This window comes from Mycoplasma sp. CSL10166 (assembly GCF_017116885.1).
Classification (GTDB): domain Bacteria; phylum Bacillota_I; class Bacilli_A; order Mycoplasmatales; family Metamycoplasmataceae; genus Mycoplasmopsis.
In genome coordinates this window covers 66,103-91,529 of sequence record NZ_JAFIRF010000003.1, presented here as the reverse complement: position 1 = coordinate 91,529, position 25,427 = coordinate 66,103, and the positions used below count along the sequence as shown (strand labels likewise).

General features: G+C 25.5%; 23 protein-coding genes. 16 read left to right on the top strand and 7 right to left on the bottom strand.

Annotation, left to right across the window (positions count from 1 at the left end; genetic code table 4):
* Positions 1–361: 361 nt before the first annotated feature.
* The 11 genes from JXZ93_RS03460 to JXZ93_RS03410 all read left to right on the top strand — a co-directional run bounded on the left by JXZ93_RS03460 (position 362) and on the right by JXZ93_RS03410 (position 12,460).
* The gene (locus JXZ93_RS03460; protein ID WP_205852737.1) at positions 362–2,095 is read left to right on the top strand and encodes an ABC transporter permease; all 1,734 of its coding nucleotides are present in this window, start codon (positions 362–364) and stop codon (positions 2,093–2,095) included.
* Positions 2,095–2,811, top strand: a complete 717-nt coding sequence (locus JXZ93_RS03455) for an ABC transporter ATP-binding protein (RefSeq protein ID WP_205852197.1) — start codon at positions 2,095–2,097, stop codon at positions 2,809–2,811. The genes JXZ93_RS03460 and JXZ93_RS03455 overlap by 1 nt, the downstream gene beginning before the upstream one ends.
* The gene (locus JXZ93_RS03450) at positions 2,789–3,802 is read left to right on the top strand and encodes an aromatic motif membrane protein (protein WP_205852736.1); all 1,014 of its coding nucleotides are present in this window, start codon (positions 2,789–2,791) and stop codon (positions 3,800–3,802) included. Before JXZ93_RS03455 ends, JXZ93_RS03450 begins: the two co-directional genes overlap by 23 nt.
* On the top strand, positions 3,789–4,655 hold the full coding sequence (locus tag JXZ93_RS03445) for an aromatic motif membrane protein (RefSeq protein ID WP_205852199.1): 867 nt from the start codon (positions 3,789–3,791) through the stop codon (positions 4,653–4,655). The genes JXZ93_RS03450 and JXZ93_RS03445 overlap by 14 nt, the downstream gene beginning before the upstream one ends.
* Positions 4,642–5,637 carry an aromatic motif membrane protein gene (locus JXZ93_RS03440; RefSeq protein ID WP_205852200.1) on the top strand — a complete coding sequence of 332 codons (996 nt, stop codon included), beginning with the start codon at positions 4,642–4,644 and terminating at the stop codon, positions 5,635–5,637. The genes JXZ93_RS03445 and JXZ93_RS03440 overlap by 14 nt, the downstream gene beginning before the upstream one ends.
* 148 nt (positions 5,638–5,785) lie before the next feature.
* On the top strand, positions 5,786–6,820 hold the full coding sequence (locus JXZ93_RS03435; RefSeq protein ID WP_205852735.1) for a hypothetical protein: 1,035 nt from the start codon (positions 5,786–5,788) through the stop codon (positions 6,818–6,820).
* Positions 6,821–6,912: 92 nt separating this feature from the next.
* The gene (gene trpS, locus JXZ93_RS03430) at positions 6,913–7,929 is read left to right on the top strand and encodes a tryptophan--tRNA ligase (RefSeq protein WP_205852734.1); all 1,017 of its coding nucleotides are present in this window, start codon (positions 6,913–6,915) and stop codon (positions 7,927–7,929) included.
* The gene (gene thrS / locus JXZ93_RS03425) at positions 7,916–9,661 is read left to right on the top strand and encodes a threonine--tRNA ligase (RefSeq protein ID WP_205852733.1); all 1,746 of its coding nucleotides are present in this window, start codon (positions 7,916–7,918) and stop codon (positions 9,659–9,661) included. The genes trpS and thrS overlap by 14 nt, the downstream gene beginning before the upstream one ends.
* Positions 9,654–10,091 carry a hypothetical protein gene (locus tag JXZ93_RS03420; protein ID WP_205852732.1) on the top strand — a complete coding sequence of 146 codons (438 nt, stop codon included), beginning with the start codon at positions 9,654–9,656 and terminating at the stop codon, positions 10,089–10,091. The genes thrS and JXZ93_RS03420 overlap by 8 nt, the downstream gene beginning before the upstream one ends.
* A 114-nt stretch (positions 10,092–10,205) precedes the next feature.
* On the top strand, positions 10,206–12,026 hold the full coding sequence (mnmG, locus tag JXZ93_RS03415) for a tRNA uridine-5-carboxymethylaminomethyl(34) synthesis enzyme MnmG (RefSeq protein ID WP_374962898.1): 1,821 nt from the start codon (positions 10,206–10,208) through the stop codon (positions 12,024–12,026).
* On the top strand, positions 12,026–12,460 hold the full coding sequence (locus JXZ93_RS03410; protein WP_205852731.1) for a 23S rRNA (pseudouridine(1915)-N(3))-methyltransferase RlmH: 435 nt from the start codon (positions 12,026–12,028) through the stop codon (positions 12,458–12,460). Before mnmG ends, JXZ93_RS03410 begins: the two co-directional genes overlap by 1 nt.
* A 177-nt stretch (positions 12,461–12,637) precedes the next feature.
* On the opposite strand, the gene JXZ93_RS03405 is transcribed toward JXZ93_RS03410, so the two are convergent.
* From JXZ93_RS03405 to JXZ93_RS03395, 3 genes are all read right to left on the bottom strand, one after another.
* Positions 12,638–13,411 carry an MAG0110 family membrane protein gene (locus JXZ93_RS03405; RefSeq protein ID WP_205852208.1) on the bottom strand — a complete coding sequence of 258 codons (774 nt, stop codon included), beginning with the start codon at positions 13,409–13,411 and terminating at the stop codon, positions 12,638–12,640.
* Positions 13,412–13,475: 64 nt separating this feature from the next.
* Positions 13,476–15,545, bottom strand: coding sequence for a leucine-rich repeat protein (locus JXZ93_RS03400; RefSeq protein WP_205852730.1), 2,070 nt, complete (start codon positions 15,543–15,545; stop codon positions 13,476–13,478).
* A 134-nt stretch (positions 15,546–15,679) separates the two neighbouring features.
* Positions 15,680–16,783: a hypothetical protein gene (locus JXZ93_RS03395; protein ID WP_205852729.1), complete on the bottom strand. Its 1,104-nt coding sequence runs from the start codon at positions 16,781–16,783 to the stop codon at positions 15,680–15,682.
* Positions 16,784–17,196: 413 nt separating this feature from the next.
* Between JXZ93_RS03395 and rpsD the strand changes: the two genes are divergently transcribed.
* The 5 genes from rpsD to asnS all read left to right on the top strand — a co-directional run bounded on the left by rpsD (position 17,197) and on the right by asnS (position 20,382).
* A complete protein-coding gene (rpsD, locus tag JXZ93_RS03390) occupies positions 17,197–17,796 on the top strand; it encodes a 30S ribosomal protein S4 (RefSeq protein ID WP_205852211.1) in 600 nt (199 codons plus the stop codon).
* An 18-nt stretch (positions 17,797–17,814) separates the two neighbouring features.
* Positions 17,815–18,030, top strand: a complete 216-nt coding sequence (gene rpmE / locus JXZ93_RS03385) for a 50S ribosomal protein L31 (protein ID WP_205852212.1) — start codon at positions 17,815–17,817, stop codon at positions 18,028–18,030.
* A 177-nt stretch (positions 18,031–18,207) separates the two neighbouring features.
* The gene (rbfA, locus tag JXZ93_RS03380) at positions 18,208–18,555 is read left to right on the top strand and encodes a 30S ribosome-binding factor RbfA (protein WP_205852213.1); all 348 of its coding nucleotides are present in this window, start codon (positions 18,208–18,210) and stop codon (positions 18,553–18,555) included.
* Positions 18,555–19,022, top strand: coding sequence for a YhcH/YjgK/YiaL family protein (locus JXZ93_RS03375; RefSeq protein ID WP_205852728.1), 468 nt, complete (start codon positions 18,555–18,557; stop codon positions 19,020–19,022). The genes rbfA and JXZ93_RS03375 overlap by 1 nt, the downstream gene beginning before the upstream one ends.
* A gap of 1 nt (position 19,023) precedes the next feature.
* Positions 19,024–20,382, top strand: coding sequence for an asparagine--tRNA ligase (gene asnS / locus JXZ93_RS03370; RefSeq protein WP_205852727.1), 1,359 nt, complete (start codon positions 19,024–19,026; stop codon positions 20,380–20,382).
* Between the two features lie 705 nt (positions 20,383–21,087).
* Here the strand turns inward: asnS and JXZ93_RS03365 are convergent.
* From JXZ93_RS03365 to JXZ93_RS03350, 4 genes are all read right to left on the bottom strand, one after another.
* Positions 21,088–21,948 (bottom strand): ABC transporter permease, encoded by an 861-nt coding sequence (locus tag JXZ93_RS03365; protein ID WP_205852726.1) that lies wholly within the window; start codon positions 21,946–21,948, stop codon positions 21,088–21,090.
* Positions 21,941–22,891 (bottom strand): ABC transporter ATP-binding protein, encoded by a 951-nt coding sequence (locus JXZ93_RS04305; RefSeq protein WP_205852217.1) that lies wholly within the window; start codon positions 22,889–22,891, stop codon positions 21,941–21,943. Before JXZ93_RS04305 ends, JXZ93_RS03365 begins: the two co-directional genes overlap by 8 nt.
* Before the next feature lie 102 nt (positions 22,892–22,993).
* Positions 22,994–24,343 carry a trigger factor gene (tig, locus tag JXZ93_RS03355; RefSeq protein WP_205852725.1) on the bottom strand — a complete coding sequence of 450 codons (1,350 nt, stop codon included), beginning with the start codon at positions 24,341–24,343 and terminating at the stop codon, positions 22,994–22,996.
* 49 nt (positions 24,344–24,392) lie between these two features.
* Entirely contained in the window at positions 24,393–25,394 is a 1,002-nt protein-coding gene (locus JXZ93_RS03350; RefSeq protein ID WP_205852724.1) for an NAD(P)H-dependent glycerol-3-phosphate dehydrogenase, read from the bottom strand.
* Positions 25,395–25,427: the final 33 nt, after the last annotated feature.

Here is a 25,427-nt window from a genome sequence, read left to right as displayed (position 1 = left end):
AGGATGGATGTGTAAGTGTAGTAATACATTTAGCTGACCATTACTAATAAATTGATAGGTTTAGAAGTTAAGATGTATTTAAGACATTTTAATGAATTATTAATTACTATTCAGTTTTCAAAGAATATGCCCAGAAGGGCATTTTTTTATTTCTTTTTTGTCAGAGATGTTAATTAATAAAAAAATATAAAAATATTTTGTTATTTAGTGCTTAATATATAATATTATTATATATTACTAACTAGTAATATGATAAACGAAAGGAAATATGAAAAATACAAGAAATTATATTCAATTTTTGCATAAGGTTATTCTAAAAAAGAAAAACTCAATCATAATACCGATTATTATAATTTTATTAATGCTGATTATTACAATAGTTTTTTCTCAAATTAATTTAGATAATAACAAAATTAACATTATTTTTTATATAACTATTGCTATACAATTGATTTTTACAATATTTTTTTCTTCACTTAAATCTATAAATATTTTTAAAGATTTAAGTGAAGATGGACTAGAATTATTAACTTTTTCAAAACCATTATCAAGAAAAAATATCATTTTTGGAAAAACAATAGTAAATATTATTATTGGGTTATACTGAACAACAATGATAACTCTTTTAAATATTTTATTAGCAAGTGTTTTAAATCATATGTGAATTATAAAGACATTATATACAACTTTTTTAACTATTTATTTAAGTTATATTCTTTTCGGAAATGTAAGTTTATTAATAGCGTATTGATTCAATTCTAAAATAGCCTTAACGTTACCTGTTGTTTTATTTAGCCCCTTAGCTTTTGGCGGAACTCTTATATCAGGTAATACAACCTCGGTGAGTGATAATTTTGCTTTTTACTTAAATACTGAGCATAAAAAAAATCCTTCCGGAAACTTAGTTAATGCCGAAATATTTTATTTAAATAACTACTCTGATAATTTTTATATTGTTCCAAATGGTATGAATAATAAAGAATTTAGAAATGATCAAAAAGTTTTCTTAAACGAAGCATACAAAATTGCTAAAAATGCTCCAAAAAGCTGACAAATATACTCATTGTTAGCAACCCCGTATCAAATGTTAGATACATTTAATTATGATGATGTAAATGTATTTAATCTTTTTAGTGGAACAAAAATCAATAATTTAGAAAAATATTTCAATTATAATAATAATGAAAGTTTTATATATAACTACTCTTTAAAACAAAATTCTGATTTAGAAAAATATAAAGTGGAAGAATTTAATGAAGACGGAACTCTTAAAGGAGTTTCTAATAGTGTTTATTTAGTGCCTGGATTATTAAAAAATCAATCTAATATACCAGGATTAGAAAATAGAAACATAATTTACGCAAGAGAAAAAGCAGATTCGTTTAAATTTTTATTCCCTGAAGATCAATATGTTTACTCTTCGGCTGATAATTTAGTAGGTGAAATTCAATGGAATTATTTAAGAGAATTATTAAGTGATAAGGTTTTTATTGATTACGTAACTAAATTTTATGATGAATTTATAAACACAAATAGTAATTTAGTTGATCAAAGAGATATTAAAGTAACTTTACTTTCAAAAATCGAACAAATTATTAATGATGAATTAAGTGATTTAAATAGATTAGAAACTAATTCAATAGTTTTAAATCCGAAATCTCTTCAAACTAAAGAAATCAAGAATATCACAGAAAAGAAAATTTATTTAGGTATAGCTATTTTATATTATGCTTATTTTAATTTTATGAACACTGAAAATCAACAAATAGTAGATTCAATTTTAATTAATCCAGTAGATGAGTTAGAATATACTCCAACACAATTAACATTACAAGTTGGTGATTTTAAATATAATATTGGTGGTTATAGTCAATACACACCTAAACAAGAAATAGGGGATAATAATAAAATTATTATTAGATACGAATTAACTAAATCAGATAACTATTTATTTCAAACAAGTAATGAAGTTTTTGAATTATCAAGGACTAATAAAGTAGTTGATAAAAATATATATTGATTAATATGAATAGCAATTATTAGTGTACTTATTACAATTAATAGTGTTTTATATTATAAAAAGGATTATAAATAATGAATGATAATATTTTAGAGGTTAAGAATTTAACGAAAATTTATAAGAGTGCGAATAAAGAAAAAACTGGAGTTTTTTCACTAAATTTTGTTGTTAAAAAAGGGTCATTTCACGCTTTTATAGGAGAAAATGGTTCTGGTAAAACAACAACTATTAAGTCAATAATAAGTTCATATGTAAATTATACTGGTGAAATATTAATAGATAATTCTAATGTTAAAAATAATCCAACTATTAAATCTAAAATCGGTTATGTGCCAGAAAGTGCTATTTTTCCAAAAGAATTAAACACTAACGAATATTTACTTTACTTAGGTTGTTTAGGTTCTTTGTCTAAAAAAGTAGTTCAACAAAAAATAGATTATTTATTAGAAAAATTTGAGATTAAAAGTTTACAATACAAGAAACCATATGATTTCTCTTCAGGACAAAAGAAAAAAGTTTTATTAATCCAAATGCTACTTAATAATCCTGAATTAATAATCTTGGATGAACCAGCGGCAAATTTAGATCCAACGGCTAGATATCAATTATTTAATCTTTTAAAAGAGTTGCATTCAAAAGGGACGACAATTTTCATTAGTTCACATATATTAAGTGAAATTGATAAATATGTTGATTCGTTTACTCTTATTCACAAAGGAAAAATATTATTTAACGGGCCTAAAACTACAAATTTAGAAAAAGTATTTTATGAAAAAGTTATTAAAAATTAAAAAAATTTTATTAGGGACTATTTCTTCAACAGTTGCTATTTCTATATTAACCGCCGCACTTATTATTTCATCTAAAACAAATAATGAAGATAAGAATAATTACAAAAATTATTTATATAATAAAAAAGATGAAAATATATACCTTAAAAATTTAGCTAATACTTTCTTTTTTAGCAAAGACTTGGGCGAAACTTTTAAAAATGAATATTTTTTAAATCAAAATAATATTAGTAATGATTATTTTGACGAACTAAATGTTTCTTTGACTTATTCACCTTTTTCTATTGTTAACATTTTAGATAAAGCAAAAGAAATTAAAATAAAGTATGCTAGACAATCAATAGAAATATTAAATAATTTATTAACAAATAATTGATTCTGATATTTAAATAATTTAGATTCGATGTTATTTCAATTCAATCCTTTTGACAATAAATATAAAGATAATGTTAATGATAAAGGAAAAACTGATAAAACAAATGTCAATGAATTTAAGTCATTATTAAAACAAAATAAATTATTTTATAAAATTCATTCTAAGGATATTAAAGGTTTTAAATTTTTTGACTTACCAAACTTACAAGAAGATATATATACTAATAAGAAAATAGGCTTTGTACAAATTTCAAATAATGCTTTAATTCCCTTTTTTGCATATAATAAAAATGATGAAAATATTTTACAAATAACACCAGATTTATTTGTTTTTGATAGTGATTTGAGCGATAAAAATATTGCGCAAATGTTTGATTTGTTTATTAAACTTAGAAATCAAAGAATAGAAGAGGATATTAAATATTTTAAAAAAATTAAATCCAACAACTATGATGAGAATATTAGTTATAAAAAATATAATGATGTATCTTTATTCCAAATTTTTAATAGCGAAAATTATTCTGAATTATTTTTTAAAGAAATATTTGAATTTAATAGATTAAATAAGAGTATCAAAGTTAAAAGATATACATGAGGTTTTAATGAAAATAAATAAATATTTAACTGGTTTTTTAATATCAATATTAATGCCTTTAAGTTCTGTATCATGTGCCGATTTTTCTCAATCTTCCAGAAATAAACTAAGTCAAAAAATATTATTATTAGACGAAGTTAGCGAAAAAACGATAGATAAAAATAAAACTAAAACTGAAGATATTTTAAATAGAATACTGAATCAACTTTTTAAAGGCAATAAAATTAAAATATTAGATTTTTTGAATTCACAAAAAATAAACGAAAAAATAATTTTGGAAAAATTTATCCAGAACCAAAAGGAATTTAGTAATTTAGATGATAACAATTCAAGGATTGAGTTTGCAAAAAAACAAAGAGAATTCTTTTCTAAAAACTGATATTTTTTCTTAACTCATATTAATCAATTTGAATTTAATTTTCTAGAATATGTATTTGATGGATTGCAAAACGGAAATACCGCAAGCGAAGAATATAAAAAAATTATTCAAAATAAAAAAAATGTTGATACTTTTTCGTTTCAAAATATTTTTTTAGAAAAGATAAGAGTAGGGGATGAATCCATCGAGATATCAAACACTAACATTTATTATATTTTAAAAGAAAAAATGGTATTTAGATTAAGTGTAAACGATCTAGATCAAGATCAACCGACAATAAATATTTTGCCTATGATTTGATATTTTCCTGAATCAAAAGCTAAGTCTATTTCATTGGCATTAGTTTCTTCTATTGTTCATACATTGTTTATACATAACTATCCGTCTGCATTTTCTGAATTTGAAGAAGTAATGGTTAAAGAACAAAGATACGGAAGCCCTATTTTTGTATTTCCAACCATTTTATTTAAAGGAGCCGAAAATGAAAAAAAGTAAAATTTTAAAAATAGTTTTTAGTTCTTTTATTTTTAGCCTACCCTTACTAATGTCCCTTTCGTGTTCAAATACATCTACTAATGTGGAGAAATTGCAATCCGCTCAAAGTTTTATTAAAAAAAATGATGAAAATAAAGAATGAGAAAATTTTATTAATCAAAAATATATAAAATTAATTTTAGAAAGATCTTTTAATTCTAAAGATGAAATTCGAAAATATATTCAAAATCAACAAAGTATTGAGGAAAAATATTTTGATGATATTAAAATTGCTTCAAGATTTGGCAATAATATAATCTCTGATTTCGATGATGAAACCAGTTTTTTTAGCAACGGAAAAAATTTTATTACTGAAAAGTCCGCCGATATAAAAGAACAATTATATTCAAAAAATTGATTATTCTTTCTTTTTAATATAAATCGCTTTAATTTCTTTCACTTTTCAGATATTGAACCCGATAAAGCTTTTAAAGAAGATTTTATAGAAGATTTAGAAACTAATAAAAAAATATTTAATGATTTCTACAATCCAAAAAAATTACAAATTATTGACGCAGCGATACAAGAATATGATTTAAGAGAATTTTCAGTTAAAAACTTTGAAAAAAATCCAAATTCTTCAACTTACAAAATAAAAGAGACGATTTATAAATATGAAGATAGAATATACTTTTTATCAGAAGAAGGATATATATATTTTATAAGAGTTTTTGGAACAAAAAAAGTAACAAAATACAATAATAACGAAGTAATTGAAAGGAAAAATGTTGATAGAGTTTATTTAAACCAATATCTTTATTCATTTCCTAAATTGATTTTAAGTAATGATAAATTAAATGATTTTGATCTAAAAAAATACATTGATACTGTCGCGCCTTGAGAAAGTTCTAAAATAAAACCTAGTGATGCAAAACGTACATTATTTGTTGAAGAATACGGAGGTGAAACTTTTAGATACACATTGATCGATGTAATTAAATAAAAATATTCAACACAAAAAACTATATTATTTTTATAGTTTTTTGTGTTTTTTACTTTTCATCTTTTCCTTTAACGCTATATCATAGTATTAAAATTTTGTAATTTAAAATCTATGGTAAAATAGTTATCAAAAATAGAGAGAGGTAAATATGAATAAATATACAAAATCATTATTATTTTTAGGTTTTATGAGTTCTTTTGCAACACTTGCAAGTTGTACATCAAATATCACAAAAAAAGAAGAACTAAAAAGTGACATGCCAGACAAAAACTTAAATGACAAAAATGAAATGAAAAATAACAAGCCTTCTAAAGATAAAATAGAAAATGATAAGTCGCAAACTAAAGAAAACGAAATTGAATCAATAAACGAAGATAGACATATGCAAAATGATGCGTCGCAAACTAAAGAAAACGAAATTGAATCAATAAACGAAGATAGACATATGCAAAATGATGCGTCGCAAACCAAAGAAAATGAAATTGAGTCAATAAACGAAGATAGACATATGCAAAATGATGGTTCAAAAGATAACGAAAAAAACAACGATCGATTGATAAGTTCAATTTTGTTTTTAAATTTGAGAACAATCACTTCATCTGTTTTTACTTCTTATTCTAATGAAAATGATTTTTTAAAATATAAATACGTTAGAGAGGCTGAGAGTATTTTAAGTAAAATAGTTGCACTTAATCTAGATACACATAAAAATGAAATAGAACAAGGATTTTCTTTATTAAAGAAATATAAAGAGATTATAGAAAATAATAAAATTGACATGAATTTTGTTGATCAAATTTTGGAAAGTTCAAATGTTGGTCATGGACATGCTGATTATTCTAATTTTTTCAAATTACTTGATAATGAATTGAATAATTTGCTTAAAAATTTTGATTACAATCAAAAGGAATTTAGAGCAATTATAATAATGATAATTTTCAAAATATTAGAGCAAATAATTGAAAGTAATATAGATTATACTTACTTATTCGAAATCGAATATCAATTAAATCACTATGGAAAAGATGAAAAAAACAAAAAATATAGTGAAGAAATGAAAAAAATTTATAGCATTGTTTCTAAAACAATAGAATTAAAAGGAAAGTTAACAAAAGAAGAATTTGAAAAAATAAATGATATTTTATCTGATATTAATTCAAAAATGAAAAATCAAAGAGTATAGGTCTTTGGTTTTTTTAAATTTAATGTTAAATACAATATATAATTTCAAATTGTATTATAATTTAATTAATAATTAAATTATTGGAGAAAAATATGAAAAAAACATTACTAAGTGGTATAAAACCCACAGGTAGCTTGACATTAGGTAATTATATTGGTGCTATTAAAAATTTTGTTTTAATGCAAAAGGAATATGATTCATACGTTTTTGTCGCTGATTTACACGCATTGAGTACAGGCGTAGTTGATCCTGTTGAATTTAATAAAGCACGTAAAAGCATTATAGCAATGTACATTGCATGTGGACTAGATTATGAAAAAACGACTTTATTTTATCAATCTGATATTATGGCAACTGGTGTTTTACAATGACTTTGTACATCTTTAACAACTATTGGTGAATTATCAAGAATGACTCAATTTAAAGATAAATCTAGTAAAATGAAACAAGGTAACGGAACTGAGAAAATACCAACCGGTCTTTTGATGTATCCTCCTTTAATGGCTGCAGACATTTTGCTTTATAATACAGATGTTGTACCAATTGGAGAAGATCAAATTCAACATTTAGAATTGACTAGAAATATAGCTGAGAGATTCAATTCAAAATATAATTTAGATTTAAAAATACCAACCGGTTACGTTCCAAAAGTTGGAGCAAGAATTAGATCTTTAACAGATCCAAATTTTAAAATGTCTAAGTCAGATTCTAAAAGTGAAAAATCTATAATATATTTACTTGATGATCCTGATAAGGCGTATTCTAAAATTATGAAAGCAGTTACTGACTCAGAAAATAAAGTTTATGTTTCAGAACAAAAACCTGGCGTGTTGAATTTATTAAATATTTATGCTTCAATTAAAGAAATTAGTTTAGAAGAAGCAGAAAAAATATTTGCTGACTATAATTATAAAGACTTTAAATTAGCAGTCGGAAATGCTGTTAAAGATTTATTAATTGATATTCAATCTAAATATTATAAAGCTCTTGAAATTGTTGACCAAATAGCAAAAAATGGTGCAAAAAAAGCTAATATTATAGCAAACAAAACTTTATCAAAAATAATGAAAAATATTGGTTTTGAAGGAGAAATAAATGAAAGCAAATAAGCAATTGAATCATACTACAAGCCACCTCTTAGGTGCTGCGGTTGAGAAACTTTTTCCTAATGTGAAACTAGGATTTGGTCCTGCAACTGATGAAGGTTTTTATTATGATTTTGAGTTTTTAGATCCATTGTCTGATTCAGAATTAAATAAAATAGAACGTTTAATGAAAAAACTTGCTTCTAGAAATTTAGTAATGAAACAAGTATCAGAAGAAGAATATGATTTAACAAATAAACCTTATAAACAAGAATTGTATAATGAGTTAAAAGCAGCGGGAAAAACAATAACATTTTATTCGTTAGTTGACCCACTAAATAAGGAAGTTATTTTTACTGATTTATGTGCAGGAAACCATGTTGAAGATACTAAAAACATCAAACATTTTAAACTTTTAAGTCTTGCTGGTGCATATTGAAGAGGTAATTCTGATAATATTCAATTAACAAGAATATACGGTACTTCTTGAGAAACAAAACAAGAATTAGATGAGTATTTAGCAATTTTAAAAGACAGAAAAGAAAGAGATCATCGTAAAATAGGTAAAGAAATGAAACTTTTTACTTTTAATAAATTGGGTGGGCAAGGTTTACCTTTTTGATTAGAAGATGGTATGGCTATTCATAATGAAATTCGTAATTTAGTTTTAAAAAATGACCGTAAATATGGGTTTACCGAGGTTTTAACACCACATTTTGGTGAAGAGGAATTATATAAAATTTCAGGTCACTTATCTCACTATAAAGATGATATGTTTAAACCAATTGTTGTAGAAAATGAAAGATTAATTGCACGTCCAATGACGTGTCCGCATCACATAATTTGTTATAACACAGAAAAACGTTCATATAGAGACTTACCGATTAGATATAGCGAACAATCACAATTATATCGTTATGAGAAATCTGGAGCTCTTACAGGTCTTGAACGTGTTCGTGGAATGCTATTAACAGAGGGTCATTTATTTGTGCGTAAAGATCAAATAGCACAAGAATTCAAATCAATGTATCAATTAATTAAAGAAACACTTGAAGCATTTAAAATAAAGATTGATTATGTTTCGTTATCGTTGAGAGATCAAAATAACAAAGAAAAATATTTTGATGATGATAATATGTGAAATGAAGCAGAAAATGAATTACGCAATGTTCTAAATGATCTAGGTGTTAAATACGAAGAAAAAGTTGGAGAAGCTGCCTTTTATGGTCCGAAAATGGACATTCAAATTTTCACCGCTTTAGGTCATGAAATAACCGTTTCAACATTACAGTTAGACTTTTTATTACCAAGAAAATTTGGAATAACATTTACAAATTCGCAAGGTCAAGATGAAACTCCGGTTATGATTCACCGTGGATTAATCGGTACATACGAAAGATTTGTTGCAATATTAATTGAACAAACTAAAGGTGTTTTACCGTTTTGACTTGCCCCAAAACAAATAACTGTTATTCCTGCAACAAATTCAGAAGAAGATTTTAATTATTCAAAATTAGTTAATGATAAACTTTTTTCACTAGGATTTAGATCAAAACTAAATTCTTCTGAAGAAAGATTAGGAAAAAAAGTGCGTGAAGCACAAATATCAAAATCTAAATTCCAAGTTATTTTGGGAGAACAAGAAAGAACTTCGAACACTATTTCGTATCGTAAATATGGCGAAACCGAAACAACTACGGTTTCACTTGATGACTTTATTAATTTATTAGAAAGACTTAAAGAAACACGTGAATAAGAAAATATCATGAATTTTTAATATTTTATTTACTTTAAGTGTAATTGCATTAGTTTTAATTTCTGGAAGAATAATACCTTGGCATTTAATCGAACAAACAAAAAGTTTGAATTTAAACTATTGAGTAAGAATTATTCTTTCGACATTATTTAGCATTATTTTTATTATTGGCGGATTTTTATTAGCAACATATTATTATTACAAATTTAAAAATTTGTCATGAGTTATTTTGGTTGTAGGAATTACTAATACACTTATGTGAATTCCATTTGTTAATGATGATAAAAGTTTTCAATGAGTTTGATATACAGGTGATGTTATACCTGTTGTAATTGTATTTGTGATAATTTACTTTTTATCTATTAAATTTATAACGAACCAAAATATAACTAAAATAAGAAAATTCTTAAAAGTTAAGTCCCCTTTCTAAGATTTAAAAATATAAAAGTTAAAAACAACGTCCTTTTTTACGTTATTTTTAACTTTTTTTACCTCTTTTTACAATAAAATATTAAATTTGGTAAAATATTAAATTATGTTTAAGATAGAAAAAAAATATGACGCAATTGTAGTTGGTGGTGGTCACGCAGGTGTCGAAGCCACATTTGCTTTAGCGAACAAAGGTCATAAAGTAGCGTTAATTTCTTTCGATTTAAATCGATTAGCTATGATGCCATGTAATCCTTCTATTGGAGGACCGGCTAAAGGTATAATTACAAGAGAAATAGATGCTTTAGGTGGAGTTCAAGGTTATTTTTCTGATTTAGCAATGATTCAAATAAAAATGCTAAATGAATCAAAAGGACCTGCAGTTAGAGCACTAAGAGCACAAATTGATAAAGATAAATATTCAAAGATTATTTACGAAGCACTCGAAAAACATCCTAATATTACCTTAATTGAAGCTGTTGTCGAAGAAGTTATAACAGATCAAAACAATACATTTAAGGGTTTTCAAGTTGAAGGGATTGGTCTAATAGAAGCAGGAGTTGCCGTTATTACAACAGGTACTTATATGAATTCTAGAATTTTACGTGGAGATGAAATTACGATAAGTGGACCCGACAACCAAAAAACTACACCTAAATTAAGTAAATCACTCGAAAAACTAGGTTTAGAACTACAAAGATTAAAAACAGGTACTCCCGCAAGAGTTTACGCTGACTCCATTGATTTTTCAGAGGTTGAGAAAGAAGTTTTAAACGATACTGCACTAACATTCTCTTCACGTTCAGGTGTTAAATTAGCAGAACAAATTTCATGTTACTTAACATATACAAACGAAGAAACACATAAAATAATTGAAGATAATATTTCTAAATCTGCAATGTATTCAGGTTTAATTAAAGGAATTGGACCTAGATATTGCCCAAGTGTCGAAGACAAAGTAATGCGTTTTAGGGATAAAGAACGCCATCAAATTTTCTTTGAACCAGAAACAGCTGACGGAAGTATTATTTATGTTAATGGTATGTCTACATCTATGCCAATAGATGTTCAAGATAAAATGTTAAGAACTATACCAGGACTTAAAAATGCAAGAATTCAAAAATGAGGGTATGCAATTGAATATGATGCATTAAACCCTTTACAAATTTCAAGTTCATTAGAGTCAAAGGTTATTGGTAATTTGTTTACTGCAGGTCAAATTAATGGAACAAGTGGATATGAGGAAGCTGCCGCCCAAGGTTTAATAGCGGGTATAAATGCGGGTCAAAAATTAGAAAATAAAGAACCTCTTATTTTAAGAAGAAGTGATGCTTACATTGGCGTTTTAATTGATGATTTAGTAACAAAAGGGACTAAAGAACCTTATAGAATGCTTACAAGTAGAGCAGAATATCGTTTATTACTTAGAAATGATAATCCTGATATTAGATTATCAAAACACGGTCATAATGTTGGTTTAGTTAATGATAATGATTATAAAAAAGTTATTGATAAATATGATTTAATCAATAAAAAAATAGATGAATTATCAAAACAATTTGTTTCATCTAAGAGCGAAATTGGAATTAAATATAAAATTGAAAATGGTGTTTCAATGTTAAAAGCTTTAGCTAGACCAGACGTTGATGCTAAAGATATTTTAGGTGATTTTGAATTTAAAAATGAATTAACAACAATGGTTCGTTTAGATGGTTATATTAGAAAACAAGAATCATTGGCAAATCGTATGTCTAAATTAGATAACTTTAAAATACCTGATAATATTAATTATCGTCAAGTAGCTAATTTAGCTACAGAAGCAATGCAAAAACTTGAACAAATTAGACCTAAGACTGTCGGTCAGGCTTCGCGTATCTCGGGAATTAACCCTGCAGATATTCAAATGTTAATGTTTCATATAGCTTCTCAAAAATAATGAAATTAAATATTGTTGCAGTAGGCAGTTTATCTAAAGAATATCAAGTCCTTTTTAATGATTATTTAAAAAAAGTTAACTTTTTTGCTAAAGTTAACTTAATAGAAATTAAAGAACAAAAAATACAAAATATAGAATTGAAGAAACAAAAAGAAACAGAATTAATATTAGAAAAAATACCAAAAAATTCACAAGTCATTTACTTATCTACCCAAGCTAAGCAAGTTACATCAAAAGAATTTAGTGAACGTATTACTAATACAGATAATATAACTTTTGTAATCGGAGGATCAAATGGAGTTATAGAAACATATTTTAGTAATAAGTTAAATTTTTCTAAAATGACTTTTCCACATCAACTTTTTAGAGTGATGCTCATTGAGCAAATATACAGAGCATTTACAATTAAAAATGGAATTACATATCATAAATAAAGTAAGTGATTACTTACTTTTTTATATAAATAGTAGTGTTTTTAAGAGCAAAAAATATTTATGTCTAATAAAAAAGCAACAAGCATTAATAAGTGTTGGTGCTTGTTGCTTTGTTTTTGCTAATATTAAATGTTTTAATATTATTTTTAAGTACTTTTTATAAAAGTAATATATCTCTTAATTATCTCTTGAAAAAGATAAAAGTCTTAAAATATGTATTAACATTGATGACGTGTTAACAAATAATCTAGTTGCCAAATTAATTGCGTAGCTATATATTTGAGAATTTGAAGATACATAAGCAAAGTTTTGAATTTCTTTTTTTACATAGTAAAACTCAAATATTGTTGCTCCTGATATAAAAATGACACTTAATAATGAATAATATCATTGAACTTTTAAGACAAAGAAAGAAACAAAAAATAATATCATTAAGGCAATTCCGAGTAATGTCATTGTTATTTTAAGTATATGCTTATTAATTAGTTCGAAATAACCTATCGTAGCACAAACCATTAAAATTAATAATGGTAAACAGGATATTAAAAGAAAGTTTGTATAACTAAAAGTGTTATTGGTTGCATTTATTGATGAAACTCTTTCGTTTGTTTTGAAAATAAATAAAAATCCAGTTATTATCGATGTTCATATTATTAAATTAAAAATAGCGAGTAACGATGATTTTAGTAAACTCATATTATTGTTTCTAATAAAAAACGAAATTATAAAATTAGAAACAACACCAAATAATATTAAACCTAATGCTATAAAAAATACTCGTCCACTATATTTAGAGCTATATAACATTTTTTCTAATATAGAACTTCCTAAAATGGATAATAATATTGTTAAAATAAATAAAAATGCATAAATAAAAGTTGTTATAAAAATAACTTTTCTAGCACCGGTGTATGTTTTGCTTTCAGTAAAGATTTTTTTAATGTTTTCCATATTTTAAATTATATTATTTTTTTAAATTAAACAAAAACTTCCTTTATATAAAAGGAAGTAATTTTTAATTATTTTCAATAACTTCATATTTAAATGAATGTTTTTTTGCGAAGTCCTCTACGTATTTGTTATGTTTGTAAGTCTTAAGAGTTATATTTTTAACTTGTCAAAAGGCATATTCACTAATATTTTCAATTGTAGATGGTAAAATAACATATTCTAATTTTTTAAGTGTGTTAAATGTATAATCTACAATATTTGTGATTCCCTCGTTTAATTTAACTGTTTTAATATTATCTTTGAAAGATATTTCTTGTCCTTGGAATTTAACATTTGGATGCACAACTAAATTTGTCAGTCCATTTGGTATTGATATTATTTGTGAAAAGTCGTTGTTGTATAAAACTCCTTTAAATGAAGCGAAAGAATAATTACCCGCCTCAACTTCAATGCTTTCAACAACGCTTGACTCAAATAATTCTTTTCCATCATTTAATGTTGATGTTTCTTTTGGTATTACGACATTTTTAACATTTAAATTATTAGGAGTCATCAATATTTTTTCAAAGTTTTTACTATATAGAATACCATCTTGTGAAGCAAAAAATTTATTATCCTTTGAAACATCAAAAGCGTATGTGCCTTTAGTTCCGGGGTATTCAATGTGTTTTACAAATTGTGGTATATGTAATGTTCTTACTTTGTCATTATTTAAAATAGTGTCCGAAATATTTTCTACAACAATTTCATCTAATTTATCTAGTATATTAGGGTTATCTACTAGTGCATTTTTAACTGATAATCCGTTTCAGTATTCATATATTACATTTTCATTACTAAAATCTAAATCTAAAACACGTTCCACCATATGATCATTTGAAATTTCTTTAGGTGATAGTCTAAAATATCTTTGGTCAATAACCCCTCAAGTTGTGTCCGAAAAGAATCATTCATTAGTTTCAGGATCTTGTATTGCATTTCATTGGTGAGCTCCAGCAGAAGATCAACCAATAACCATAACTGTTTTAATGCCTAACAAATCTAAAAATGCTTTATATAATATACTATACCCACCACAAACGGCATATAAATATTGTTTAACTTCATATGGGTTTAATTTGGCTTGATTAGCTTGTCTGGCATATTGTACGTTTTTTGTAATTCAATTAAACACAAGTCTTATTTGATTTTTTTTGTTTGTTTCACCTTTTATAATAGTTTCATTAAGAAATTGTCTCAATTCTTCCTTTTGATGTAAGGTATAGTTATTTTGATTGAAATCAGTTATATTTCCTTTTGCAAGATCGATGAATTCTAAAGCTTTTTTATTTACTAAAGATCTAACAGGATCTACATTTGTATTTCCATCTTTGGTAGATTTTTTTATAGCTTCAAGTTCAGGGTAGTTACTGTAATCATTTTTAGGTGAAGATTCCTCTTTTTTAATATTATTTTTGTCAAAATTTCCTGCATAGTATTCAGGCCTAGTGTCCTGGTGAGTACTTAAAGTATTTTTTAATTTAGTAATTTCATCGAACTTATCTTTTAAATCGTTTAGAGTTTTATTGTATTTTTCTAATTCTTGTTTATCAAATTTAAGCGGAGTTTCTAATCGATCAAAATCTTCAGTAATTTTATCTATTGAATCAAATAACATTTCGTATTTATACATTATGTTTTTTTCTAATTTAGCTTCATTATACAAATTTATAAAGTTTTTTTGTTCATTAATTATATTTTCGTATGCTTCTAGTACGCTTTTTTTAACGTTTTGATCATCTTCTTTAGATTCATTATTAGTAGTTTCATCATCTGAGTTTGAATAACCTTCACTTGAATTACCACGATTATTTTTCTGGCTGTTATTATTTTGAGTGTCACTAGAGCTTGCTTTGTTACTATTTTTTTCTTCTGCTCCTCTAGAATTATTGTTTATTATCTTATCGTTATTTAAATTTGAAATATCTTGATTTTCTGAATTATTTTGTTTTTCTTCAGAATGATTTTTATTTGAAGAATCATTAGTTATAACTTTGCTTTGTTGTTCCTTTGTTGGAGAACATGAAATTAAAGTCACAAAACTTGTTCCTAATATAGGGATAAGTAGACTTTTAAGTATTTTATTTTTTTTCATTTTACTTCCTTATACAAACTTTAAGTTTAAAAACTTACTTTAATTATAATATACAATCGAATAATTATGTTTTTTTAAAATAAATGGTTTTTTCTTGCAAAATAAAATAGATCGCTAGGATCTATTATTAATAATTATTCTTGTGTTGTTGATGTTGTAGAAGTTTCTTCATCCGGTTGCGCTTCTTCGCTTGTTTCTGTTTCATCAGAGTCTTTTGATGTAGTTTCTCCGTTTGTATTTTCGTTATCAATAGCTTCTTTTTTAACTTTTATATCATCTACAATTTTTCTTATTTCAACCTTAAAATTATTAGCATTGTCTTCTGAAAGTGTTTCTTTAGCTTCTTTAAGTTTTTGCTTAAAATTCTCAAGATTTTCCATTAATTCAGTTGAAAGTGATTTATATTTTTCATCAGTTAGTTCATCTGTATCATAATCATAAGCTTCTAAAATTATGTCTTCTATTTCGCTATATATTTTTTTTATTTTTTCATCTTCAGGATTTTCTTGTTTTTCTTCTTTTGCAGTGTTAGAATTTGATTCTTCACCTTCTTTTTGTTGTTTTTCGGTTTCTTTAGTTGTGTCATCATTGCTTGAATTTTCAGAATCAATAGCTTCTTTTTTAGCTTTTGTATCTTCTAAAAGTTCATTAATGCGATTAATGAAATTTTGAGCTTTTTCATTTGTTAAATTTCCTTTAAAATAACCGGTTTCCTTTTGTATATTATTTATTCCTAAATTTAACTTATCTGATAGATCTGAATATTTTCCATCTTCATCCTCTGTAAGGAAATCGTAGTATTCTCAAGCTTCGTTTAATTTTTTGCTTGCTTGTTGTTTTAAAGAATTTTCGTCTTCATCTGAGCCGCTTGAGCCACCTGATCATACTGAATCTGAACTGTTAGAATCACCTTTAAGTAATCCAACTAAATTTGATAATTTTGAAGAACCGAAAATTCCGTTTTCTTCATCATCGTCACCTTCTTCATCGTCAGAATCTGAATTTACTTCGTCGATTGTTTTAGTTTCTTTTGATTCACCTTTTTCGGAATTATCATCCGAATTTGTAATTAAATTAAGTGTTTCTGTTTCTTTTTCATTATCTTCTTTTGTAGTTTCTTTACTTTCTTTTTCTTTTGAAATATTAGATTCTGCTTGATTTGAACATGACGCAACAACAATAACACTTGATCCCAATAGTGGGAGAAGTATTTTTTTTAATAATTTTATTTTTTTCATTATTTCCTCGTTTATCTATTTTTTATTATGTAATTGTCATTTAAATTAATATGACTTAGTATATGAAATTAAATTTTTAATTTTATATTACCGACCAGTAATATAAACAAATTATACAACATATAATTTAATGCTTAAAATATTTTTTAAATAATTAGATATTTTTGCAATGTGTTTTTAGCATATTGAAAAATGTGACTTAATTTAAGGTAAATAAACTTGTAAATATTATTTATAAAAATGCATAAAAATGATAAAATAATAAAGCATAAATTGAGCACAGCAGTTTATTATAGCTAAGAAAAATTTAACATGTCAAACTTTGTTAGTAGATTAAGCTGTTTAGTTGAAAACATTAAGTTAAACTTTAATAGTTAGAAATAAACCCTCATCCTATGCAGAAAGAGGAAAAAATGTCAAGATACACAGGACCAGTTTTCAAAAAAGCTCGTCGTTTAGGTTTTTCTATCTTAGAAACAGGTAAAGAATTTTCAAAAGGTAGAAAAAGAACTTATGCACCAGGGCAACACGGAAACAAAAGAGTTAAATTATCAGATTACGGTTTACACTTATACGAAAAACAAAAAGTTAAACACTTATTTGGTGTAAACGAAAAACAATTACGTAAAGCTTTTGAAAAAGCTGTTAAAGCTAAAGGTGTTACAGGTACAAATTTATTACAATTACTTGAAACACGTTTAGATAACGTAGTTTATAGAGCTGGATTTGCTACAACAAGAAGACAAGCTCGTCAACTTGTTAATCACGGACACTTTACATTAAACGGTAAAAAAGCAAATATTCCTTCAATGGTAGTTTCATTAGGGGACGTTGTTGAATTAAAAGAAAAATCAAGAACAAATAAACAAATTTTAGAAGCATTAGAAGTAAAACAAGCTTCAGCTTGAATGACAAGAAAAGACTTTACAGCTAAATTAGATAGATTGCCAGAAAGAACAGAAATTCATTCAGAAATCAAAGATGCTTTAGTTGTTGAGTTCTACTCAAAATAGTCGAAAGGATCGAAAAAAATGAAAAAAGATTTACATCCTGCTTATTACGAAGTTCAAGTTGCTTGTTCAACATGTCAAAAAGAATTTACTTTTAAATCAACAAGAAAAAACTTTACAGTTGACGTATGTTCAAACTGTCACGCAGTCTTCACAGGAAACAAAACTCAAATCAAAGCTACAGGTAGAATTGATAGATTTAACAAACGTTTACAAAAATCAAACGCAAACAAATAATTATTACAAAAAAACATCAAGTATAATTTTTATATTCTTGATGTTTTTTAATATTTTTTGTTTAATATATCTAACGAATATAAAACGATAATTTTATTAAAAAAATTCAAAACTTAATATATACTAGGCTTATTTTTGTATAAATTTTGGATAAAATAATATATAATTTAAATACTTATGAACAATATAAATTTAAAAAGAAAAGAAGCATTAATTAGAAATATGATAGCAGATATTTTGTTTAATGAAATAACAAATAAAAATATCATAGATCCAGTTGTTATGGATGTGGAGTTATCATCAGATTTGAGTTATCTAAAGGTTTATGTAAACTTATTTTCTAATAAAGAAAAAGGTTTAATTGCACTTAATAATTCTGCGGGCATGGTGAAAAGAATTTTATCTAAGAGATTAAATTGAAGAAAAGTTCCTTCGATTAAATTTTACTTTGATGATGTATCTACAATTGGTAGCAGAATTGACCAAGTTTTATTGAAAATAAAAAACGAGGAAAATAATAAATAATGATATACGATAAAATTATTAATGCTGATGTTTATCAAACCAAATATTCGTCACTAAATCGTGCTTTAAAATTACTTAAAGAATTTGATTTTAGCACTCTAGATTTTGGTATCACACAAATTGATGACAAAATTAAAATTGTCAAAATGAAGTATAAAGAATTATTTCCGAGGGAAACTTTCGGCGAAATTCATGCTAAAAATGTGGATATACATATTTACGCAGGTGAATGTGATGAAATATTTGGATATGATTTAAATCCTGAATATAACGAACAAAATGTTTTATTACATAAACCCGAAAACGATGTTGTTTTTGTGAATTACAATAATAAAAATAATTATTTGCGTTTGACTAAAGGATATTTTGCTTTATTTTTACCCGGTGAATTGCATTGTCCGCTAATCACTGATAAAACAAAGCGGGAAATAACTAAAATAATAATAAAAATTAATATAGAGGAATAATATGCATACTATTAAAAAAATGATTTTAAAACCAAACTTTTACGATGGCTGAACTGATGTTACAGTTAAAGGTTGAATTGTTTCTAATAGGGGTAGCAAGAAAATTCGTTTCATTGAAATGAATGATGGTTCAACTGTTAAAAACTTACAAGTAGTTTTTAAGGGTGAACAATTTGATTTTGATTTATTAGATCAATTAAGAAACGGTGCAGCTATCGAAATTAAAGGTTCATTAAATGCGACACCTAATTCTCCACAACCAATTGAAATGAAGGCGATAGAATTAATTGGTTATAAAAACGTTGATGAAGATTTTCCTATTCAAAAACAAGAAATGAAAATTGAAACATTGAGAGAAATACCACATCAAAGACATAGAACTAATTTATTTAGATCTGTTATGTTAATACGTTCAACTCTTGCGAAAGAAGTACATAAATACTTTGATAATAAAGGATTTTATTATATGAATAGCCCTATTATTACAAGCAATGATGGAGAAGGGGCAGGTGAAACATTTTTAGTTGATGATTCATCAAAAGAAGGAAACTTTTTTGGTAAAGGCAATAAGGCAAGTTTGGGTGTTACAGGTCAATTACATGGAGAAAGTTATGCCCTAGGTATGAACAAGATTTATACCTTTGCACCAACTTTTAGAGCAGAAAACTCAAATACCAAAAGACATTTAGCTGAGTTTTGAATGATAGAACCAGAAATGGCTTTTTATGACTTAAATAAAACTATTTTATTAGCAGATGATATGCTTAAAGTCGTTATTAGAAACACTTTATCAATTAATAAATTAGAGATAGAATATTTAAACGAACATATTGACAACAATTTAATTTCACGTTTAGAAAATTATATTAATACACCTCTTAAAATCGTTGATTACAAAGATGCAATTGAAGAATTATCGAAAGTTAAAGATAGATTCGAAAACCAAGATATTAAATTTGGTTTAGACTTAGGAAGTGAACACGAGAAATATTTAACAGATGAACTTTACAAAGCTCCTGTTGCTGTAATCAATTTCCCTAAAGACTTTAAAGCTTTCTACATGTATCAAAATGAAGATGGTAAAACAGTCGCCGCCTTCGACCTTTTAGTACCGGGTGTTGGTGAATTAATTGGTGGTAGCCAAAGAGAAACAAATTACGAAAAATTAGTACAACGTGTAAACGAATTAGGTATTGACCAAGAAGATCTACAATGATACCTTGATTTAAGACGTTTTGGACACATGCAATCATCTGGTTTTGGAGTAGGGTTTGAAAGGCTTGTAATGTACGTTGCAGGTATGGAAAATATTAGAGATACTATTCCTTACCCAAGAACACCAGGAAACATTAAAATGTAATAAAATATCACATAAATATGTGAAAAAAATATATAAATCTAATATTATTAATTAACATTTTACGTAAATGTTAATTTTTATTTTGAAAACCTAAAGTATTAAAATAATTATTAAATATTTAATTTATAACTTGTATATGTGTAGTATAACAGAGCACAAAAGAAATTAAAACATCCTAAAATTATGAAATCTAACAACGTAATAATATCGAAATAGCTATTTAAAATAATATCCATTCATGATATTTAATAAAAATGTTTAAAAAGGTGACTTCGAAAGATTCGAGTGAGTTTACATTAGTTTTAATTATTATAATTATGATGAAACTATTTTTTCAACAACAAATAATGCAATTATTTTTTTCTTATCAAACAGCACTTTATTTTTATGATTTAACAAACAAAATATCGTTTATAAATGAGGTAATAATCGAACAAGATTTTAATACTTAAAGAATTAAAGATAAAATAATCGTTCATCAAGATGAAAAAGTCTAGGTATAAAAATGGAAATGGGAAATATTGTAAATTTTGACGATATGGATAGAAACACTTTTCAACCTAACTAGAGATAGAAAAAATCAAGATGCAGAAATTTTTCTAAAGTATAAAATAATTATCTTAAAAAAATAATAAAGATAGTATTGTAAAAAATTAAAACTCCAAATCTAAATTAAATTTGGAGTTTTAATTAAATGTTATTTTTTTACTTAATTTTAGGTACTTTAATCACAAAATTAAGTGTAAACATTAATGTAATTCAACTTGTTGCATATAGGAATGATCCTCATCATTTTATATCTTGTCCTAATAGAATATAGAATTCAAAACTTGCGTTACTTTGATTCACAAACGACAAGTCTTTTAGAGCAAAGTATTTAATTAAATTACTAATTTGTGTAGCAGGAATTAAACTTGATATCTCAGCAAGTGCTCTTGGAAATGTGATTAGTGGAACAAATGCACCAATAAGAAAACCGGCGATTCCGCTTAAAGAAGCGCTTAAGGCACTAAATGCAGCACTATTTGAAACATAGCTAAAAATGAACACAAATATAGCACTATTTAAGATGCATCCAACAATAACGCTAAATCAAATATACATTCCTTTTGCAAACGGAATAGTAGTTTGGTTGTTCACAATAAAAGTTTTGTTTCCCAACATTCAAAAAATACTTATTAGATACATTATTGTCGTAATTAAAATATTTAAAAATATATTGAATAGTAGGTAGCTCAAACGTATGACACTAGTTTTAACGGGTGTCATATACAAATCATTTAATATTTTTCTCTCTGAGTCAGTTACCATAACACTTGATAAACTAATTGCATTTGTAAATGTGGTTACCGATAAAAGCCCAATCATTAAACTTATATCGGCATATTGGTTTTTAATAATTTCAGGCGTTTGTTTTGGCATTTGGCCAATGTAAATATTTCTTGCAAATAACGCGAAACATAAAAGTACAATCATAGGACTCATAAAGGTAAAGAAAATTCTTTTTTTATCTTTTGCAAAGATTAAGAAATGTCTTTTAAATAAATTGCTTAACTGACTAAACATTTTTACCTCCAAATTGTTCGGTTACATTTAAAAAGACTTCGTCCATTGAACCTTTGAAAAATTCGTAATCTTCAATATCCTTAATGTGTTCTTTAATTCATTTTGAACCTTCATTAAAATCCTTAAATTTAATTGTATAAACATTATTGTCAATTTTAAAATTTAAATTTGACTTTGAAATAGAGTCACTTAATGTGTTTGACATCTTATATATTTTAATGTTAGAACTTGAATATTTTGATTTCAGTTCTGAAGGGGACCCTTCAACTAATTTTTCACCTTTTTGAATTATTATTGCTCTATTACAATTGTTTGCTTCTTCCATATAATGAGTTGTGAGTAAAATAGTTAGATTTCTATCTTTTTGTATTTTACCAAGTATTTCTCAAACAAGTTTTCTAGAATTTGGATCTAGACCGGTTGTAGGTTCATCTAAAAATAAAATCGACGGCTTATGAACAAGTGCTCTAGCTATGTCCACTCTTCTTTTTTGTCCTCCACTAAGTTGAGAGTAATTTCTATTAGCAAAATCATTTAGTTGAAATTCATCAATAATTTCGTCAACGATTTCTTTTGGAGTTTTATCTTTAAAAAAAGACTTATAAAGACTAGCTCTAACTAGTAAATTTTGATATACATTTAATCCGGGGTCTAAAATAGATTCTTGAAACACAATACCTATTTGATTTCTAATTGAAACTATGTCTTCATCAATATTTTGACCATTTATCAAAACTTCTCCCGCATCACGTTTTAATAAGCCTAAAATAATATTCAATGTGGTTGTTTTACCAGCTCCGTTTAGTCCTAAAAAACCAAACAATTCACCCTTATTCACGCTAAAAGAAATCCCTTTTAAAGCTTTATATTTTTTGAAACTTTTTTCTAAGTTATTTATTACAATAACTTCACTATTTGTTTTGTTTTCTTCATTTGAATTCACATTCCCTCCTATATATTTCTTATTATATAACTTTCAAAAAATATTTTCAAAATGAAAGAATGTTTCAAAAAATCAGGATATTCTCCTGATTTTTAAATATTATTAGAATGTGAATTTTAATTTTAATGCTAATTTTTTATATTCTTCTGCATCTTTATCTTTTTTTAATAATACAAGCAATTTGTAGTTAAATGTAATTGTCTTAACAAGTTCTGATTTAGTTTTTTCAATCTCTTGAGCCGAGTTACCAGGTATACCTTTTTCTCCGCTTAATTGTAGTTTTTCTTTAAATTCTTTGAAGTCTTTATCTTCTTCATTTATTTTAAGTTCACCAAATAAATATTCGTGAACTAATGATTTTTTAAGTTCGGAACTTGCTATTTTGTTGAATTCTTCGTTTAATTCTTCTTCTGTTGTTTTAACAAATGAAAGATATTCTTTTCTCTTTAATCCGTATTGTTTTAATGAATTGTTAAAATCATCTTCCAATTTTTTTATTCTATCTTGTAATAATTGACGATTAATTTCTAGTTTTGACTTGCTAATAATTTCTTCAATAGTTTCTAATTCAAATTGTCTAATTGATTCTAAAAAGAACTCAACTTCTTTTTTATTTTTTAATAATTTTTCAAATTCTTTTAAAGTTTCAACTCCTTCAATTTTGAATCCTTTTACAAAATCATCGTTAAAGTCAAATTTTGAAGGTCTTTTAATTGCGTTTATTGTAACTTGGAATGTTGCTTCTTTGTCTCTATATTCTTTAACAAAATAATCTGCTGGGAATTTAACAACTACATCACCTTTATATCCTGTTTTTTTATCAACTAATTGATCTTCAAATCCAGGAATAAAAGTTTTAGAACCTAATAATAAATCATGTCCTTGAGCTTCACCACCTTCGAAAGCAACGTCATCAATAAATCCTTTAAAGTCGATGTTAACTGTGTCACCTAAAACTGTTTTTTCATTTTTGTCATTAATTTCTTCAAGACCATTGAATTTTTCTGAAATTTCTAATTTTGCATCTTCAACTTCTTTTTTACCTACTTTTTTAAAGTTAAATTTAGTATCGATTCCTTTTAAAGTAAGTTTTTTTAGATCAGGCATCATAGGGAAATTGTAATTAATTACTAAGTCACCGTTTTCTTCGTTTTTAATATCTAATTCATGAAATTGTAAAACTACTGCTAATTTATTTTCTGAGATATATCTAGCAATTTCAGAGAATTTATTTCTAGCTAAGTTATTAATAAGTGTTGTAAAAACATCTTCTTTGTTAACGTATGATCTTAGTTTCTCAATTGGAGCTTTACCAGGTCTATAACCAGGAACTTTAACTTTTTGTGCTTTTTTATCTATTGATTCATTAAATAATTTTTGAAATTCATCTGATTTAATTGTGTATGAAACAACAACTTGAGAATTTTTAACATCTTGTGTATGTTTAATCATTTTACTCCTTATTTTATATTATAAATATAATATAATTTTACATTATTTTTTAACTATTTTTAGTTATAAAATCACATATTTTCATGTGTTCTTTTTTGTTAGAAAGTATTTCTATAATATTTTCAAAAAACGGAACATTTATTTGATTGTTTTTAATAATCTTTTCTAATGATTTAGCAGTCGTAAAACCCTCTACAGTTCCATTTGTTTTTTTTAAAGCTTCGTTTATCCCAAATTCACCAATCATTGTACCGAATGTATAATTTCTACTTTTAACCGATGTGCAAGTTAAAAAAGTATCACCTATACCCGCAAATTGGTAAACAAAATTATTGTCTGAATCATTTGTGAGTTTACGATATATTGTTATCATTTCTTGAATACCAATTGTAATTAAAGCTGCATTTGTATTTTTACTTTCTGTTGTGATGGAAGCTATACCTAGACCTATTGCTAAAACATTTTTTAGAGAAGCAAATAATTCTAAACCTATTTCGTTATTATTTTCAACTAATTTAAAATAATTATTATTAAAATTTTGAATTAATTCTTCGTTGTATTCTTTGTTTTCACCAACAATATTTATAACTGTTAATTCTTTATTAAAAATTTCGATAGCAAAAGAAGGCCCTAAAAGTGTAGCTAAATTTTTTAAGTTTTTATTAAATTTTCTTTTAATAAATTGACTAAAAAAAAGCTCAGTAGAAGGTTCAATACCTTTTGATAAATTAATTAAATTTATCTTCTTAAATTTAATTAATTTGCTTATTTGTTTTAAAACAGATTTTATAGCATTTGAAGGAATTGCAAGAACCACAAAATTGGAATTTAAAACAACTTCAGATAAATCATTTGTAGCAAAAATATTATCTTTATTAAAGAAATTATTTGATCCAAAGTACTTTTGATTATGTCCGTTATTTATGTCCTGAATTTCTTTTTCATCAATGCCATACATAGATATTTTTTTATTATTATAAGATAAAACATTAGCTAGCGCACTACCGTAAGCTCCTGTTCCTATAAAGCCAAAGTCATATTTGTATTTCATAATATATATTATATTCTAATAATCTAAAAAAAG